The organism is Nitratireductor sp. XY-223, from assembly GCF_004959855.1.
GTDB lineage: Bacteria > Pseudomonadota > Alphaproteobacteria > Rhizobiales > Rhizobiaceae > Hoeflea_A.
Window position 1 is genome coordinate 845660 of the sequence record NZ_SPNT01000001.1, and the last position, 15885, is coordinate 861544.

18 protein-coding genes are annotated in these 15885 nt (G+C 61.2%); 2 read left to right on the plus strand and 16 right to left on the minus strand.

Translation table 11 applies throughout. The features are described from left to right. Positions 1–46: 46 nt before the first annotated feature. The 5 genes from E4M07_RS03720 to purQ form a co-directional block, all read right to left on the minus strand. Positions 47–307 carry a hypothetical protein gene (locus tag E4M07_RS03720; protein WP_136656927.1) on the minus strand — a complete coding sequence of 87 codons (261 nt, stop codon included), beginning with the start codon at positions 305–307 and terminating at the stop codon, positions 47–49. A 118-nt stretch (positions 308–425) separates the two neighbouring features. Next, entirely contained in the window at positions 426–659 is a 234-nt protein-coding gene (locus tag E4M07_RS03725) for a BolA family transcriptional regulator (protein ID WP_136656928.1), read from the minus strand. A gap of 41 nt (positions 660–700) precedes the next feature. After that, complete coding sequence (gene purL / locus E4M07_RS03730; protein WP_136656929.1) at positions 701–2935, minus strand: phosphoribosylformylglycinamidine synthase subunit PurL; 2235 nt, start codon at positions 2933–2935, stop codon at positions 701–703. 22 nt (positions 2936–2957) lie between these two features. Then, positions 2958–3365: a hypothetical protein gene (locus E4M07_RS03735; RefSeq protein WP_136656930.1), complete on the minus strand. Its 408-nt coding sequence runs from the start codon at positions 3363–3365 to the stop codon at positions 2958–2960. After that, entirely contained in the window at positions 3362–4030 is a 669-nt protein-coding gene (purQ, locus tag E4M07_RS03740; protein WP_136656931.1) for a phosphoribosylformylglycinamidine synthase subunit PurQ, read from the minus strand. The genes E4M07_RS03735 and purQ overlap by 4 nt, the downstream gene beginning before the upstream one ends. 203 nt (positions 4031–4233) lie before the next feature. Here purQ and kynA point away from each other — a divergent pair, with 203 nt between their 5' ends. After that, the gene (kynA, locus tag E4M07_RS03745; RefSeq protein ID WP_281404975.1) at positions 4234–5070 is read left to right on the plus strand and encodes a tryptophan 2,3-dioxygenase; all 837 of its coding nucleotides are present in this window, start codon (positions 4234–4236) and stop codon (positions 5068–5070) included. Here kynA and purS read toward each other — a convergent pair. Together purS and purC are read right to left on the minus strand one after the other, a co-directional pair. Next, on the minus strand, positions 5067–5309 hold the full coding sequence (gene purS / locus E4M07_RS03750; protein WP_136656933.1) for a phosphoribosylformylglycinamidine synthase subunit PurS: 243 nt from the start codon (positions 5307–5309) through the stop codon (positions 5067–5069). The two genes, kynA and purS, sit on opposite strands and share 4 nt — an antisense overlap. 28 nt (positions 5310–5337) lie before the next feature. After that, positions 5338–6102, minus strand: coding sequence for a phosphoribosylaminoimidazolesuccinocarboxamide synthase (gene purC, locus E4M07_RS03755; RefSeq protein ID WP_136656934.1), 765 nt, complete (start codon positions 6100–6102; stop codon positions 5338–5340). Between the two features lie 293 nt (positions 6103–6395). On the opposite strand from purC, the gene E4M07_RS03760 reads away from it, so the two are divergent. After that, positions 6396–6716 carry a DUF1476 domain-containing protein gene (locus E4M07_RS03760; RefSeq protein ID WP_136656935.1) on the plus strand — a complete coding sequence of 107 codons (321 nt, stop codon included), beginning with the start codon at positions 6396–6398 and terminating at the stop codon, positions 6714–6716. 176 nt (positions 6717–6892) lie between these two features. Here E4M07_RS03760 and E4M07_RS03765 read toward each other — a convergent pair whose 3' ends face one another. The 9 genes from E4M07_RS03765 to E4M07_RS03805 form a co-directional block, all read right to left on the minus strand. Continuing rightward, complete coding sequence (locus E4M07_RS03765; protein ID WP_136656936.1) at positions 6893–7675, minus strand: ATP-binding cassette domain-containing protein; 783 nt, start codon at positions 7673–7675, stop codon at positions 6893–6895. Positions 7676–7685: 10 nt separating this feature from the next. Further along, positions 7686–8768, minus strand: a complete 1083-nt coding sequence (locus tag E4M07_RS03770) for an ABC transporter permease (RefSeq protein WP_136656937.1) — start codon at positions 8766–8768, stop codon at positions 7686–7688. Between the two features lie 96 nt (positions 8769–8864). Further along, a complete protein-coding gene (locus E4M07_RS03775) occupies positions 8865–9803 on the minus strand; it encodes a substrate-binding domain-containing protein (RefSeq protein WP_136656938.1) in 939 nt (312 codons plus the stop codon). Positions 9804–10216: 413 nt separating this feature from the next. Next, positions 10217–10771: an alpha/beta hydrolase gene (locus E4M07_RS03780; protein ID WP_136656939.1), complete on the minus strand. Its 555-nt coding sequence runs from the start codon at positions 10769–10771 to the stop codon at positions 10217–10219. 28 nt (positions 10772–10799) lie between these two features. Then, complete coding sequence (gene purB, locus E4M07_RS03785; RefSeq protein ID WP_136656940.1) at positions 10800–12110, minus strand: adenylosuccinate lyase; 1311 nt, start codon at positions 12108–12110, stop codon at positions 10800–10802. 78 nt (positions 12111–12188) lie between these two features. Then, a complete protein-coding gene (locus E4M07_RS03790) occupies positions 12189–12602 on the minus strand; it encodes a hypothetical protein (RefSeq protein ID WP_136656941.1) in 414 nt (137 codons plus the stop codon). Positions 12603–12722: 120 nt separating this feature from the next. Next, positions 12723–13400 (minus strand): ribulose-phosphate 3-epimerase, encoded by a 678-nt coding sequence (gene rpe, locus E4M07_RS03795; RefSeq protein ID WP_136656942.1) that lies wholly within the window; start codon positions 13398–13400, stop codon positions 12723–12725. 93 nt (positions 13401–13493) lie between these two features. Beyond that, entirely contained in the window at positions 13494–14516 is a 1023-nt protein-coding gene (locus E4M07_RS03800) for a P1 family peptidase (RefSeq protein WP_136656943.1), read from the minus strand. After that, positions 14513–15661 (minus strand): branched-chain amino acid ABC transporter substrate-binding protein, encoded by a 1149-nt coding sequence (locus E4M07_RS03805; protein ID WP_136656944.1) that lies wholly within the window; start codon positions 15659–15661, stop codon positions 14513–14515. The genes E4M07_RS03800 and E4M07_RS03805 overlap by 4 nt, the downstream gene beginning before the upstream one ends. Between the last annotated feature and the right edge of the window lie 224 nt (positions 15662–15885).

Genomic DNA, 15885 nt, shown 5'->3' on the forward strand with positions numbered 1-15885 from the left:
AAACCGCGGAACGAGCCGCGGTCTTTTGTGGGATATTTTGCCGAACTCAGAAGTTCAGGCACTTGTCCAGAAGGTCGGCGTCCGGATAATTGGCGTCGGGGCCGAATTCGGCGTAACAGGCGGCCGTCCAGGCATAGGCTGTGTTGTCGAACGGCTGGGCGGTGGGTTTCGTGTTCGACTGGATCTTCATCGGGCCGGATGCGGTCTGCGTGTTCGCGCGGCTCGGTCCGTCGGCATTGGCGGCGGAAAGCGTGGCAACGGAAAGTGCGGCTGCAATGGCAAGAACGGTCGGATTGGCGAATTTCATTTGTCTCTCCTATGTGTTGTCACCCCCTTCGACGGGAGCGTTGTGACCATAGGAAAGACCGTCTGAACGCTTTTCGAATGCCCCGTTCAGGCGGCATTCATGGCGTCATTTCGCATTGCTAGTCCGGTGCGCTCGTCTGCAGCGCGAGGGCGTGAAGCGCGTCGCCCATATTGCCCTGAAGGGCTTTGTAGACCATCTGGTGCTGCTGCACCCGGGTCTTGCCGCGAAAGCTCTCCGACACCACTTCCGCGGCATAGTGATCGCCGTCGCCGGCGAGGTCGCGGATCGTCACCTGCGCATCCGGAATCGCGGCCTTGATCATCTCCTCAATGTCTCCGGCGCTCATTGGCATGGCAATCTCCCCGTATTCTTGTCTTTTCGGTTTGCGCGCAGTCAGCCTTCACCAGCCAGTGCGGCCGTCCCATCCATATAGTCAGGGAACCATGATTCATAGGCGCCGCGCAATTCTTCTACAGATATGGAAAGCAGACCGCCGATCGTCAATCGGTCGCCGCCGATGGTTCCAAGCCGCCGGAACGGCACGCCGGCGCCTTCTGCGTTGATGCAGACGAAGTTCGCAAGGTCCGGAGAGACCGTCACAACGTAGCGCGCCTGATCCTCACCGAAGAGCTGCGCGTGTGCCGGTCCGATCTCGGTATCGATGTCGAGCTGCATGCCCTTGCCGGAGGCAATCGCCATTTCGGCGAGGCATAGCGCGAGGCCGCCGTCGGAGATGTCGTGGCAGGCGGTGAACTGGCCGTTGCGGATGGCCGAGCGGACGACCTTGCCGTTGCGCCGCTCAACATAGAGATCGACCGGCGGCGGCGGACCATCGGCCTGGCCGAGACACTCGCGCATATAGGCGGACTGTCCGAGATGGGTTCCGTCGCCGCCGAGCAGGATCACCGCGTCGCCTTCTTTGGCACCGCCGATGGTCGCCATTTTCGACCAGTCCGGGATGAGACCCACGCCGGCAATCGTCGGCGTCGGCAGGATCGCCTCGCCATTTGTTTCGTTGTAGAGCGACACGTTGCCGGAAACGATCGGGAAGCCGAGTGCCGAACAGGCTTCGCCGATGCCCTCGATGGCCTTGACGAGCTGTCCCATGATCTCCGGGCGTTCCGGATTGCCGAAATTGAGGTTGTCGGTCGCGGCCAGCGGCTCGGCGCCGGTCGCCGTCATGTTGCGCCAGCATTCGGCCACAGCCTGCTTGCCGCCCTCGAAAGGGTCGGCCTCGCAATAGCGCGGGGTGACGTCCGATGAAAAGGCCAGCGCCTTGGACGGATGGCCGTCGACGCGCACCACGCCCGCATCGCCGCCGGGCAGTTGCAGGCTGTTGCCCTGGATCAGCGTGTCGTACTGCTCGAACACCCAGCGCCGCGACGCGTTGTTGGCGGAGCCGACCAGGGACAGGAGCGCCGCGCCGTAATCTTCCGGCTCGTCAACCTGATCGGCCGGCAGCGGCGAATAGAGCCCGGTCTCCCGCCACGGGCGGTCATATTCCGGAGCCTCGTCGCCGAGCTCCTTGATCGGCAGGTTCGCGACCTCGTCGCCCTGATGAAAAATGCGGAAACGCAGATCGCCGGTGGTCTTGCCGACAATGGCGAAGTCCAGCCCCCACTTGTGGAATATGGCCTCGGCCTCGGCCTCTTTGTCGGGGCGCAAAACCATGAGCATGCGCTCCTGGCTCTCGGAGAGCATCATCTCGTAGGCGCTCATGTTCTCTTCGCGCACGGGCACCTTGTCGAGGTCGAGCTCGATGCCGAGATCGCCCTTGGCGCCCATCTCGACGGCGGAGCAGGTCAGGCCCGCCGCGCCCATGTCCTGGATGGCGATGACGGCGCCGGTCTGCATCAGCTCGAGGCAGGCCTCCAGCAGGCATTTTTCCGTGAACGGATCGCCGACCTGGACGGTCGGGCGCTTCTCCTCGATCGATTCGTCGAATTCCGCGGACGCCATGGTGGCGCCGCCGACGCCGTCGCGGCCCGTCTTGGCGCCGAGATAGACGACGGGAAGCCCGATACCTTCCGCCTTGGAGTAGAAGATCGCATCCGTGTTGGCGAGGCCGGCGGCAAATGCATTAACCAGGCAGTTGCCATTGTAGCGGGCGTCGAACTCGACTTCGCCGCCGACGGTAGGGACGCCGAAGGAGTTGCCGTAGCCGCCGACGCCGGCGACCACGCCGGCAACCAGGTGGTGGGTCTTTGGGTGGTCCGGCTCGCCGAAACGCAGGGCGTTCATGGCGGCGATCGGCCGTGCGCCCATGGTGAAGACGTCGCGCAGGATGCCGCCGACGCCGGTCGCCGCGCCCTGATAGGGTTCGATATAGGACGGGTGGTTGTGGCTCTCCATCTTGAAGACCACGCATTGCCCGTCGCCGATATCGACGACGCCGGCGTTTTCACCGGGCCCCTGGATCACCTGCGGTCCGTCCGTCGGCAGGGTGCGCAGCCACTTTTTCGAGGACTTATAGGAACAGTGCTCGTTCCACATGGCCGAGAATATACCGAGTTCGGTGAAGGTCGGTTCGCGGCCGATCAGCGAGAGGATGCGCTCATACTCGTCCGGTTTGAGTCCATGGGCTTCGACGAGGTCCGGCGTGATCTGTATTTCGTTCTGGATGGTCATTTCGACAGACGTTGGTTCAAATTCAGGACGAACAGGATTTGGCGCCGCCGGACCAGCGCCTGACGTCGGCGGCAATGCGGTTGCCGACCGGGTCCGACATCAGCGGACCGTAGGCGCTGATTGTCGCGGGACTGCCCTGGCCCTCGACGACGGCGAGCGGCCGGTCCTGCGGCCGGTTTGCAGGCACGATCAGGATACGCGGGCGGCCGGAAAAGGAATTGAGCTCGGGCGCAAGGCGGTAGGCCCGAAACCCGCGGTCGCCCGACTTGAACCAGCAATTGCTGGCCGAAACGGCGATGCGCTCCATGGCGGGCAGGGCGGAATCGGAGGATTTGACCGTCACGCCCCCGGGGCCGGGACCGCCGGTCTGGCAGGCGGACAAAAGCCCGGCAAGAAGCGGCAAAGCGGCGGCTGATCCCAATGACCTCATGCGGCGATCTCGAGCGCCGCAGCGAACAGTGCCTCGCCGTCGGTTCCGCCGTGGGCGGCCTCGATGAGATTCTCCGGGTGCGGCATCATGCCGAGAACGTTGCCGGCCTCGTTGACGACGCCGGCAATGTCGTTGATCGATCCGTTCGGATTGGTGCCTTTTGCGTAGCGGAAAACCACCTGATCCCGGTCTTCGAGCCGTTTGAGATCGTCGGGCGCGGCGAAGTAGTTTCCGTCATGGTGGGCGACCGGGCAGCGGATGATATCGCCTTTGCCGTAGCGGCCGGTGAAGACGGTATCGGCGTTGACGACCTCAAGCAGCACCTCGCGGCAGACGAATTTAAGTGAGGCGTTGCGCATCAGTGCGCCGGGCAGGAGACCGGCCTCGACGAGGATCTGGAAACCGTTGCAGACACCCAGAATGCGCGTGCCGGCCTGCGCCTTCTTCCGCACCGCCTCCATCACCGGCATGCGTGCGGCAATAGCGCCGCAGCGCAGATAGTCGCCATAGGAAAACCCGCCTGGAATGACGATCAGGTCGACATCGGGAATCTCAGTCTCCGTCTGCCAGACGGTGACCGGCGGCTCGCCCGAAATCCTGGTCAATGCGGCAATCATGTCCCGGTCGCGGTTGAGGCCGGGGAGAAGAAGAACTGCTGATTTCATGTTTCCAGTACGGATGATGTCAAAGCAGGATGCTGCGCGGATCGCATATGCGCCGCCTTGTAGCGCAAATGCCTGCAAATAGCGATAGCCGATCCCTTGCTATCCAGTGTCGCGTGCCGTATAAATATTTTAGGCTTAAAATATTTATGTCAACCGGCTGCAAGTTGTGTCCAGTGCGGGCCGGCGGCGCAAGGGAGAGCGAATTGGCGGAACCGAAAAGCCGGGTCGAAAGCGGTATTTCCCTCGATTTCGAAGGGCGCATGTCCTATGGCGACTATCTGCGGCTCGACACGTTGTTGTCGGCCCAGGCGCCGCTGAGCGACAAGCAGGACGAGACGCTCTTCATCATTGTCCACCACGTCCAGGAGCTATGGCTTCGCCTCATCATCCACGAGATCGAGTTCGCCATGCGCAACCTGCGCGAGGACAAGGCCGGTATCGCCTTCAAGGCGCTGGCCCGGGTCTCCGCCATCCAGGAGCAGCTTGTCACGGCATGGGACGTACTGTCGACAATGACACCGTCGGACTACATGACCTTCCGCGACCAGCTGGGCCAGGCCTCTGGCTTCCAGTCCTACCAGTACCGGCTGGTGGAGATCCTGCTGGGCGCGAAGGACGAGCGCATGCTTGCCCCGCACCGGCACCGCCCAGAGATCCATGCGCGCCTGCTGGAGGCCTTCAATGGCCCGAGCATCTATGACGAGGCGATCGCGCTCGTCGCACGCGCCGGTCTCGACGTTCCGAAGAGCCTGCTGGAACGCGACTTTTCCAAGTCGCACGAAAACAATGATGCGCTGCGCGATATCTGGCTGACCGTCTACCGGGAGCCGGAGCGCTATTTCGAGCTTTATGAGCTGGCCGAGGAACTCGTCGATGTCGAGGACCGTTTCCAGCAGTGGCGCTTCCGGCACATGAAAACGGTGGAGCGGATCATCGGATACAAGAAGGGAACCGGCGGCTCGTCGGGTGTCGGGTTCCTCAAGACCGCGCTCGACCGGACCTTCTTTCCGGAATTGTGGGCTGTCAGGACCGAGCTTTAGAGCAGTTCGACGGCGTAGTCCTCGATAACCGTGTTGGCGAGCAGCTTTTCGCACATATCGGCGATCTGCTTTTCCGCATTCTTCGGATCGGCCGATTCGAGTTCCAGGTCGAACACCTTGCCCTGCCTTACCTGGTCGACGCCTTCAAAGCCGAGGGAACCGAGCGCTCCCTCGATGGCCTTGCCCTGCGGGTCGAGCACCCCGTTCTTCAGTGTGACGGTCACGCGCGCCTTGATCACGGCCTGTTCCTCGTTCTTCGGCAAACTGCTATTGGACCAGAACCGGCCCGGTTCCCCGCGGCGGCTCGTTCTTGTTGACGATGCCGAGTCGCCTGGCCACCTCTTGGTAGGCCTCGACGAGGCCGCCGAGGTCGCGCCGGTAGCGGTCCTTGTCCAGCTTGTCCTTTGTTTCCACGTCCCACAGCCGGCAGCTGTCGGGCGAGATTTCGTCGGCGACGACGATGCGCATCATATCGCCCTCGAATAGGCGGCCGCATTCGATCTTGAAATCGACGAGCTGGATGCCGACGCCAAGGAACAGGCCGGAGAGGAAGTCGTTGACGCGGATGGCGAGCGCCATGATGTCGTCGATCTCCTGCGGGCTCGCCCAGCCGAACGCGGTTATGTGCTCCTCGGAGACCATGGGATCGTCCAGTGCATCGGCCTTGTAGTAGAACTCGATGATCGAGCGCGGCAGCACGGTGCCCTCATCGAGACCGAGCCGCTTGGACAGCTGACCGGCGGCGACGTTGCGCACCACGACCTCAAGCGGGATGATCTCCACTTCCTTGATCAATTGCTCGCGCATGTTCACGCGCTTGATAAAGTGTGTCGGTATGCCGATCCGGTTGAGGTGCTCGAACACGAACTCCGAAATACGGTTGTTGAGGACGCCCTTGCCCTCGACAACATCGTGCTTCTTGTTGTTGAACGCGGTGGCATCGTCCTTGAAGAACTGGATAAGCGTGCCGGGCTCGGGGCCCTCGTAAAGGATCTTGGCCTTGCCTTCGTAGATTCGGCGGCGTCGGTTCATGATTTTCTCTGTTCCTGCAGCTGACTTCGCAAGCTGCGCCCGTTAGCGTGAAATTCGGCTATCATCTATCTGAATCTGCCGGATATCACAATTGCAGCCATGCTGGAATTTTTGGCTTTTGCAGGCATTAGGCCAAGGCGCGGCCGCCATTCGCGCAAAGCAAAGATAATTTGCGGCGGCGCGCCGCGACGATTGATCTTTTCTTGGGCATTTGATTTACACATATAAGAGACATGGTTCCTTTGGTATAATGGAACCGGTGCAGAGTAACTGGATGTCCTGGAGAACTGAACATGAGCGGCATGGACGAACGCAGCGAAGCCTACGAGAACAAATTCGCCCACGATGAGCAGCTGCGCTTCAAGGCGGAGGCCCGCCGTAACAAGAAGCTGGGCCTATGGGCCGCGGAACTGCTCGGCAAGGAAGGCGAAGACGCCGAAGCCTATGCCAAGGAGGTCGTTGTCGCCGATTTCGAAGAGGCCGGCGACGAGGACGTGTTCCGCAAGGTGCGCCGCGACTTCGACGAAGCCGGTGTCGACCAGTCGGACCACCAGATCCGCCGCCGCATGGACGAATACATGCAGGAAGCGATGCAGCAGGTTCTGACCGAATAGCCGGGCAGGGTATACGGCCTATCGTTCGCCCTCGAATTCCTCCTATCGACGAATTCGCAGGGACGGGCCGCCGTTGCGCCGCATCGAACGCGTTCGTGGCCGGCAGCGTTCCGCCACCGGCCACGCACTGACTTTGGTGGAGGTTTGCTTCAGATGCAGCGCAGTGTCTGATTGCGTTATGCGGCTTCCTGGTACTCCGGCTGGGTCTTGGCGCCTGTAATGTAGGCCACAACGTCTTCGCCGGTGATATCGCCGTTCTTGATGTCGAGATTCGCGCAGATTCTGCCGCGCCGGAAAACAACGATCCGGTCAACCAGATCGAACACCTGCCGCATGTTGTGACTGATGAGGATGAGCGGCTCACCCTGTTCTTTCAAGGTCCTGATGATGTTCTCGACCTGCGCGGTTTCCTGCACACCAAGCGCGGCGGTGGGCTCGTCCATGATGGTCAGCCGAGAGTGGAATGTTGCGGTCCTAGCAATGGCCACGCATTGCCTCTGGCCGCCAGACATGTTCCGGATGGTGTTCCGGATGTTGGGGATCTTGACGGCTGTCTTTTCAAGTCCCTCAATCGTGGCACGCCTCATGGCCTTGTAGTCGAGGAGACGAAACGGCCCAAGCCAGTCCAACCTGGTTTTTTCGCGGCCGAGGAACAAATTGTCGGGCACGTCCAGATCGTCGGCCAGCGCGAGCGTCTGGAAGACGGTTTCAATGCCGGCCTCACGGGCATCGAGCGGGCCGCCAAAGGCGACATTTTCGCCATACAGCCAGACTGTGCCGCGCGTGCGCTGCTCAACGCCGGTGATCTGTCGAACGAAGGTCGACTTGCCGGCGCCGTTGTCGCCCATGATGGCAACATGCTCGCCTTTTTTCAGCTCGAAGTTGGCTCCCTCGAGCGCCTGGACGCCACCGTAATGCTTGGTGAGATCCTCGGTCTTCAGAACGATGTCGTTTTCCATCTCGTATTCCCTATGCCCTGGCCGCAGCCTGCTTCTGCCGCCACTGGTCAAGGACAACAGCACCAATGATGATCGCGCCCATCGCCATGAGCTGATAGAACGCGTCGAGTTTCACATAGGTGAATCCCGATTGGATCACGCCAAACACCATTGCGCCGAGTACGGTGCCGATTATCGAGCCTCGGCCCCCCGTCAAACTTACCCCGCCAATAACGGCCATTGCGATGGCGAAAAGTTCGTAGAACTGTCCCATTCCAGACTGCGCCGTAAGGTTCTTGGAGCTCAGGATTATTGCCGCAAAGGCGGCAAGCATCGAGGCGATCATATAGACCAGCACCTTGTGACGCTTGACGTTGATGCCTGACATTCTGGCAGCATCTTCGTTCGAGCCGATGGCATAGGTGTGCTTGCCGTAGACCGTGAATCTGAGAATGAAGTGAAACAGGACTGCAAGAAGCAGAAACCAGATAACCGGCATCATGCCCGATCCCAGCCAGGCAAAACTCTCGGTCGGGAACGATACAGGCTGGCCCCGTGTCCACCACTGAGCGATGCCACGGCAAACCAGAAACATGCCGAGGGTCGCGATGAACGGCGGAATACCCGTAAATGCAATCAGCGAGCCGTTAATCGCACCTATAAAGGCGCCGAACAGGAGGCCAACGACCACGGGTATGAGAACAGGCAAATCAAATGCCCAATCTCCAAAGACGGCTTTCGGGTTCGGATTGCCGTTTACCAACTCGGTCTGGGCAAACGACATCACGATCATCGCGGCTGCCCCGACGAGGGGACCGGAGGACAGGTCAATCCCTCCGGAGATGATGACCTGGGTTACGCCAAGCGCGATTATTCCGATAATGGCAACCTGCAGAATGATGATCTTCAGGCGTGCCTCGTTGAAGACGGAATCGAAGCGGTCCTTGGTATCGAACAGGAAACTCTGGTTGTTCATATAAGGCAGAAGCTGACCAAGAATTTCGAACATCCCAATGATGCATATCAGCGCGATAAAAATGTTGGCCTCGTTGGGCCACGCACGTTTGCTTTTGTCGAATGACAGTCCGCCGGTGCCGTGGGATGTGTCCGCCATTTATGCAGGATTCCTTCTGTTTTCCGCTGTGTCCCCCAACAATGCGGGCCAGAAACCGCCTGGCAACAATAGTTGCTGCCAGGCGGTGTGGTACAGTCAGTTCTTGTCGATAAAGTCCGATATGTTGTCGGGCGTGACAAGCTTGAAGGGGATGTAGACCTTCTGGTCGACGTCGTCACCGGCGGCAATCGCAAGTGCGGTGTCAACCGAGCCACGGCCTTGACCGAAGGCGTCCTGGAACACCGTGACGTCGAGTTCGCCTGCCTGCATGGCGACGAGAGCATCCTGAGTTGCGTCAACGCCACCCACTTCCACTGCTGCCATGTCAATACCGGCAGCCTTCATGGCCTGGATCGCACCGATGGCCATTTCGTCGTTGTTGGCGATGACAAAGTCAAAGTCTTCACCGGCCGACAGCCAGTTGGTCATCAGGTCCTGAGCTTCATCGCGCGACCAGTTGGCGGTCTGTTCGTCGATCAAAGTCATGAAGTTGCACATGTCCATGCCAATCACGTCATGGACGTCCTTCGAGCGCTGAACCGCCGCCTGGTTGGACAGTTGGCCATTCATCAGATAGCCCTTCGCGCCGCCCGCTTTGCCCGCGGCCCGCAGATTGCGGCAAATCTGGAATGCTTCGAGCGTACCAGACTCGATTTCATTCGACGCAACAAAGGCTTGTGTCGCCGGAAGCTCGTTGACGTTGTCGGGCTCGCGGTTGACATACACCAATGGAGTATTTCCTGCCGCGGCCGAGACAGCGGCGCCTGCCGAGGTGTCGACAATATTCACAATGATGGCGTCAACGCCGCTGGCAACAAAGTTCTTCACCTGGTCAATCTGTTTCGAGATATCGTCTGTTGCGTCCTCGACTTGCAGCGAAACGCCATCCAGACCCTGTGCGTGTTCGACCATGCCATTGCGCATAACGGTCAGAAAATTGTCGTCAAACCGAGCAATGGTTGCACCGATCTCCTGAGCCATTGCGCCTGTCGCAATCGATGCGACCATTGCGGCCGTGACCAATACTCTCTTCATGTACTTCCTCCCTTTGCGGTGTCCGGTTCACCCATTATTTCCGGATTGCCCCTGGTCGGGGGCATGCGACACGACAGGAAAATGCGGAGGTTGATTCTCACGCAGTCAATGTTGCCGTTTTCCGGTTGGCGACCAAGCAAACGCATGACCCCTCAACGGGACTGCCATCGACATTGTGCAGGCTTGTGTATCGACCCTCCCTCAGCCTTCCCTAGGGTGATATTACCCAAATTAATCCGTTTTGCAACCGGTTGCAATTTGTCGTAATCAGCATTGGAAACCGATCCATCGTGTCATCCGAAGTGGGAGGATCATCCCAAACGCCATGTCCGGGGCGGCAGCGAGTTACGTCGCATATGCTTTAACGGAGATTTGCTCTGGTCCCGGCTCCGCCTATCACAGGCGGGGCCGTTTCACGGCTCTAGCTTGCTCAGGAACCGGGCGAACACCATCAGGCCTTCCGGCCAGGGGCCAAATCCCGATTCCGCATTGATGTGTCCGGCCTTGCCGGCATCCATGAACAGCGCACCCCAGGCATGGGCGGTATCGTCCGCGGTGTCAAAGCTGCTGTAGGGATCGTCGCGGCTGGCGATCACCAGCGACGGAAACGGCAGCGGGTCGCGCGAATACGGCCCGAACGTCATCAGGTGTTTCGGCCGAATCTTCGGATTGCTTACGTCGGGCGGCGCCACCAGCAGTGCACCGGCAACGTCGTTGTCGAATTCCGAAACTGCCTGGACTGCCGCTGCCGTGCCCAGCGAGTGGGCGACAATCACCACCGGTCTGGTCGCCCGGTTGACCGCCGCCGCGATGTTGGCCGTCCATTCCTCCCGCTCGGGCTTTGCCCAGGACTGCTGCTCGACCCTGCGCGCGGTCGACAGCTTGGCCTGCCACCGGCTCTGCCAGTGGTCCGGGCCCGAGTTCTTATAGCCGGGAACAATCAAGATGTCGGCGTCGGAAGCTTTCATTCTTCACCCATGAAACGAATTCAGGAACTCAGTCTTCGGTCCCGAAGACACGGGCAAATATGGTGTCGACATGTTTGGTGTGGTAGCCGAGGTCGAATTTTTCCCGGATTTCGTCTTCCGCAAGCGCCTGTCGGACTTCGTCGTCGGCCAGCAGTTCCTCGAGGAAATCCTTGCCGTCTTCCCAGACCTTCATGGCGTTGCGCTGAACCAGACGATAGGCGTCCTCGCGGCTGACACCCGCCTGCGTGAGGGCCAGAAGGACCCGCTGCGAGTGCACAAGGCCCCTGAACTTGTTCAGGTTTGCCATCATGTTCTCGGGATAGACGACGAGTTTCTCGACAACACCGGTCAGCCGCGCCAGTGCAAAATCGAGCGTCACCGTTGCGTCCGGGCCAATCATGCGCTCGACCGAAGAATGGGAGATGTCGCGCTCGTGCCAAAGGGCGACATTCTCCATTGCGGGCATCGCGTAGGAGCGAACCATGCGGGCCAGGCCGGTCAGGTTTTCGGTCAGCACGGGATTGCGCTTGTGCGGCATTGCCGACGATCCCTTCTGGCCGGGCGAGAAATATTCCTCGGCCTCCAGCACTTCGGTGCGCTGCAGGTGGCGGATCTCGACCGCCAGCCGCTCGACCGACGAGGCGATCACTGCAAGGGTGGCGAAATACATGGCGTGCCGGTCGCGCGGGATGACCTGCGTGGAGACCGGTTCGGCCGCGAGGCCCATCGATCTGGCGACATGTTCCTCGACGCGCGGATCGATATTGGCGAATGTCCCGACGGCGCCGGAAATGGCGCAGGTCGCGATTTCCGCGCGTGCCGCCACGAGGCGGTTCCTGCAGCGCTCGAACTCGGCATAGGCGAGGGCGAGCTTGACGCCGAATGTGGTCGGCTCGGCGTGGATGCCGTGGCTGCGGCCGATCGTTATCGTGTCCTTGTGCTCGTGGGCGCGCTCCTTCAGCGCGGCCAGCAGCTTGTCCATGTCCGCGAGCAGGATATCCGTCGCCTTGACGAGCTGGACATTGAAGCAGGTGTCGAGCACGTCCGATGAGGTCATGCCCTGGTGCACGAAGCGTGCGTCCGGTCCGACGATCTCGGCAAGATGCGTCAGGAAGGCAATGACGTCGTGCTTGGTGACCGCCTCGATTTCGTCGATGCGCGCCACATCGAAAACGGCCTTGCCACCCTTTTCCCAGATGGTCTTTGCAGCCGACTTCGGAATAACGCCGAGTTCCGCGAGCGCGTCGCAGGCGTGGGCCTCGATTTCGAACCAGATGCGAAACTTCGATTCCGGCGACCAGATGGCGGTCATTTCAGGTCTGGAATATCGAGGGATCATAAATTGTGCTCACGGGTGAGAAGAATTCGGGGGAGCGCGCGCCGCATGGCAGCCTGCTAGCAGAAAAATCCGGCGATCTCAACGCATGCTTTTGACAAGCCAGAAGCTTGCCGCTGCGACAAGGACCGGTCCGAGCGGAAGATAATTCCTCAAGCCGATAACGGCAAACTGGTAGAGCGCCGATGCCAGTGTCAAAGCAAGCTGATAAAGCCACAGCGTCGTCAGGAACTCGCCGTGCCACGAAGCGAAGAAGATCCAGTATGTGACCGCATACAGGCCGGCGGTAACGGCGACGGTCAACACGCCTAGGCACAGAAAAATGGCCGCGAAGCGCGTTTCTCCTGGGCGCCGGCCGGCAAGCAGAAAGGCCATCCATACAGCAGGAGTGAACGCGACCGTTCCTCCGGCGAAATAGAGCAGCAACAGGGCGTTGCGGTTGGCCGTGAGCCCGCCGATGGACAGTTCAAGCCCGCCGAAAAGGGACAATGCCATCGCCGCGCCCCATATCGGTGCCCACGCGAGCAGGAATCGCAAGCCGGGACGCTTTTTGCCGATTCGGGCTATTGCGGTCATCGGCTGACAATCGGGCCGCTGGTCCCGATGCGCGACACGCTATTTTTGCGCCGCCTGCGCGGCACCCCGGATCGCCGAAATATTCTTGCGGTAGGCCTCCGCGGTGCCGCCCTTGAAGACCGCCGATCCGGCAACCAGTGCATTGATGCCGGCGGCGGCGGCGTCGGGTGCGGTGTCCGGCGTCACGCCGCCGTCGATTTCCAGGTCGATCGGCCGGTTGCCGATCATGGCGCGGATGCGGCGCGCCTTTTCCAGCACCGCGGGAATGAATTTCTGACCGCCGAACCCGGGATTGACGCTCATCACCAGGATGAGATCGAGCTCGTCGAGGACATATTCGATGACATCCTCAGGCGTGGCGGGATTGAGGGAGACGCCGGCCTTTTTGCCGAGCGACCGGATGGCCTGCAGCGAGCGGTGCAGATGCGGGCCGGCCTCGGCATGGACCGTGATGATGTCGCAGCCGGCCTTCGCGAAGGCTTCGATATAGGGATCGCAGGGCGCGATCATCAGGTGACAGTCGAAAACGAGGTCGCTGTGCGGGCGCAGCGACTTGATCACGTCCGGGCCGTAGGAGATGTTCGGCACGAAATGGCCGTCCATGACATCCAGATGGATCCAGTCGGCGCCGGCTGCGGTCACGTCCCGCACCTCGTCGCCGAGTTTCGAATAGTCGGCGGCAAGAATGGACGGCGCTATGGTGATTGGGCGGGTCATCGGCTGCTCCGGTGGTCGGGAGATTGGGGCGCAATTAGCATTTCCCGCCGGCCCGGACAATCGGACCATGAAGGTTTCCACCGCCGGTTCGCATCAGCCGCCATTCCCGTATCTGTCCTGCCAGGTCGGCCACAGGTCGCCAGGCTCCGGGGTTGCATCGTAGACGCCGCGCGCAATCGCCCGGGACATGGTCGACGCGGCCACGGCACACAGGTCGAGAAAGCCGTCGACCTCGAGACGTTTTCCGCTGCGGCCGGTGGCGAGGCAGAATATCAGGTCGCCGTCAAAGGGCGTGTGGGCGGGCCAGATCGCTCGGGCGTAACCGTCATGGGCTGCGACCGCGAGGCGCTTGGCTTCCGCCTTGGTGAGGATCGCGTCCGTGGCGATTGCCGCGATGGTGGTGTTGGCTCCCTCAAGTGTCTGCCGCTCGCGGAATTTGATGCGCAGATCGGTCGTGCTTTCCGGCAGCGGCGACGGCAGGCCGAGGCCGCCGAATTCGCTGCCCATCTCGAACGGCGCGGCCCAGAAATGGGCGCCGCCGGCAACGTTCACCGTGCCGACCGAATTGACGGCCACCAGCGCCCCGACCGTCACGCCGTTGTCGAGGACGGCGGAGGCCGAGCCAAGCCCGCCCTTCAGTTCGGCCGTCACGGCACCGGCACCGGCGCCAGCGGTTCCGGTGTCGAAGTCCGGCCCGGCGGCGAGCGCCGCCTCGTATCCGAGTTCCCGGTAGGGCGGATAGAGGCCCCAGTCCTTGTCGCCGCCGTTGATCATGTCGAACAGGATGGCGCCGGGCACGATCGGGATCACCGCATCGCCGATCTGAAAACCCACACGTTTCTCGCGCAGGGCCGCCTGTACGCCGGAGGCCGCATCGAGACCGAAGGCGGAACCGCCCGACAGGACGATCGCATTGACGCTCTCCACGGTGTTGTGCGGCTCCAGCAGGTCGGTGTCGCGGGTTCCCGGCGCGCCGCCGAGAACCTGCACGGACGCGACGGCGCTGTCCTGGCACAAAATCGCGGTGACGCCGGACTTGAGTTTCGCATCCTGCGCATTGCCGACGACAAGGCCGTCGACATCGGTGATGAGATTGCGCGGGCCGGCTATCGTCATTGCGTGGTTTCCTCGTTGATGCCGGACCGGACGTCCTCGGCCAGGTTGGCCGGCACGAACGTGCCGTCATGCCAGACCATCAGCTCGAACGGGTTGTCCTTGCGCTCGCCGAAATCGTCGAACTCGATCGGGCCGAGCGCGGTGAAGAACTCGCGCCCGGTCAGATAATCGCCCAGGGGCGCCTGCGTGACCGCCGCGGCCCGCTTTGCCGCGAGGAGGATCTGTCCGGCGGCATATGAGGGAATGGCGTAGCCGCTTATGCTGATTTCGGCGTCGTCGAACTGCTTGACGGCGCGCGTCGCGCTGGGCAGGAAACGCGGCTCGGGCAGGGTGACGGCCAGGAACCCGTCGGCCAGCGCCGGATCGCCTTCTGCGGCGTTGAGCGCATCGCCGCCGAGAAAAACAAGGCCGAGACCGGCCTCGGCGCTGTCGCGGGCGATCGTTGCCGCGTCCTGGCGGTCGCCGCCGATGAAAACATGTGTTGCGCCGGACTTCTGCAATCGTCTGACCAGGCCAAATTGCCGGTCTTGCGTTGGGCGGAAATTGTCAACGAAAATTGGACTTATGCCAATTTCTTCAAGCATCAGTCGAACGGATTCCATCAGTTCGCGGCCGTAAATGGTACCATCTTCGACCAGCGCCAGCGGCTTGCCGAGCCAGTCCGTCGAGATGACACGGGTGACCATCTTGGCCTCGTCGTCGTCCCGCGGCGCGAGGCGGTAAAACAGCCAGTCGTTGCGGCTGGCATCCTCGGCGATGATCGCGGAACGAACGCCAAGCGATATGGATGGAATATCCGAGGCGGACAGGATCGGAAGCGCCGCCGCAAGGCTTTCCATGCACAAGAATCCGACAACGGCATCGACGCCGGCTTCCGCGAACGCGCTGGCTGCATCCTCGCCGCCCTCGGTATCGCAGGTGTCCGGTTCCTCGAGAACCTCAGCAATAGCAACCCCCGAATTATCCTTCAGGACATTGATTCCATTGACGATTTGTTCTCCGAGGATGGCAAAATTGCCCTCGGTGGGCACGAAGACGCCGAGTCGCAGGCTGTCCTCCGTTTCCTGGGCGGAAGCGGCCGTAAGACAAGAATGGAAACCCACGAGGAACAGCGCAGAAAGTAGGGGCAGTCGTGCCAGCCTCATCGGATTCCTTTCCCCTGGTCGAAGTGGGCCGTACTCACAGCGATACCAGATCAGCAAACGGCGACCAAGTCGTACATTGCAGTTTTGCCGTTTGGGCGCACCGGGTTGCGCGGTATCCGGTCGGCCGGCGTGGCAGCCTCACCATCCCTGCACCGAAAATTAGGAGAAATTCGGCAAAATGGTTCCAATATACACAGATGTGTCTATGTATTGCGATCACGCCG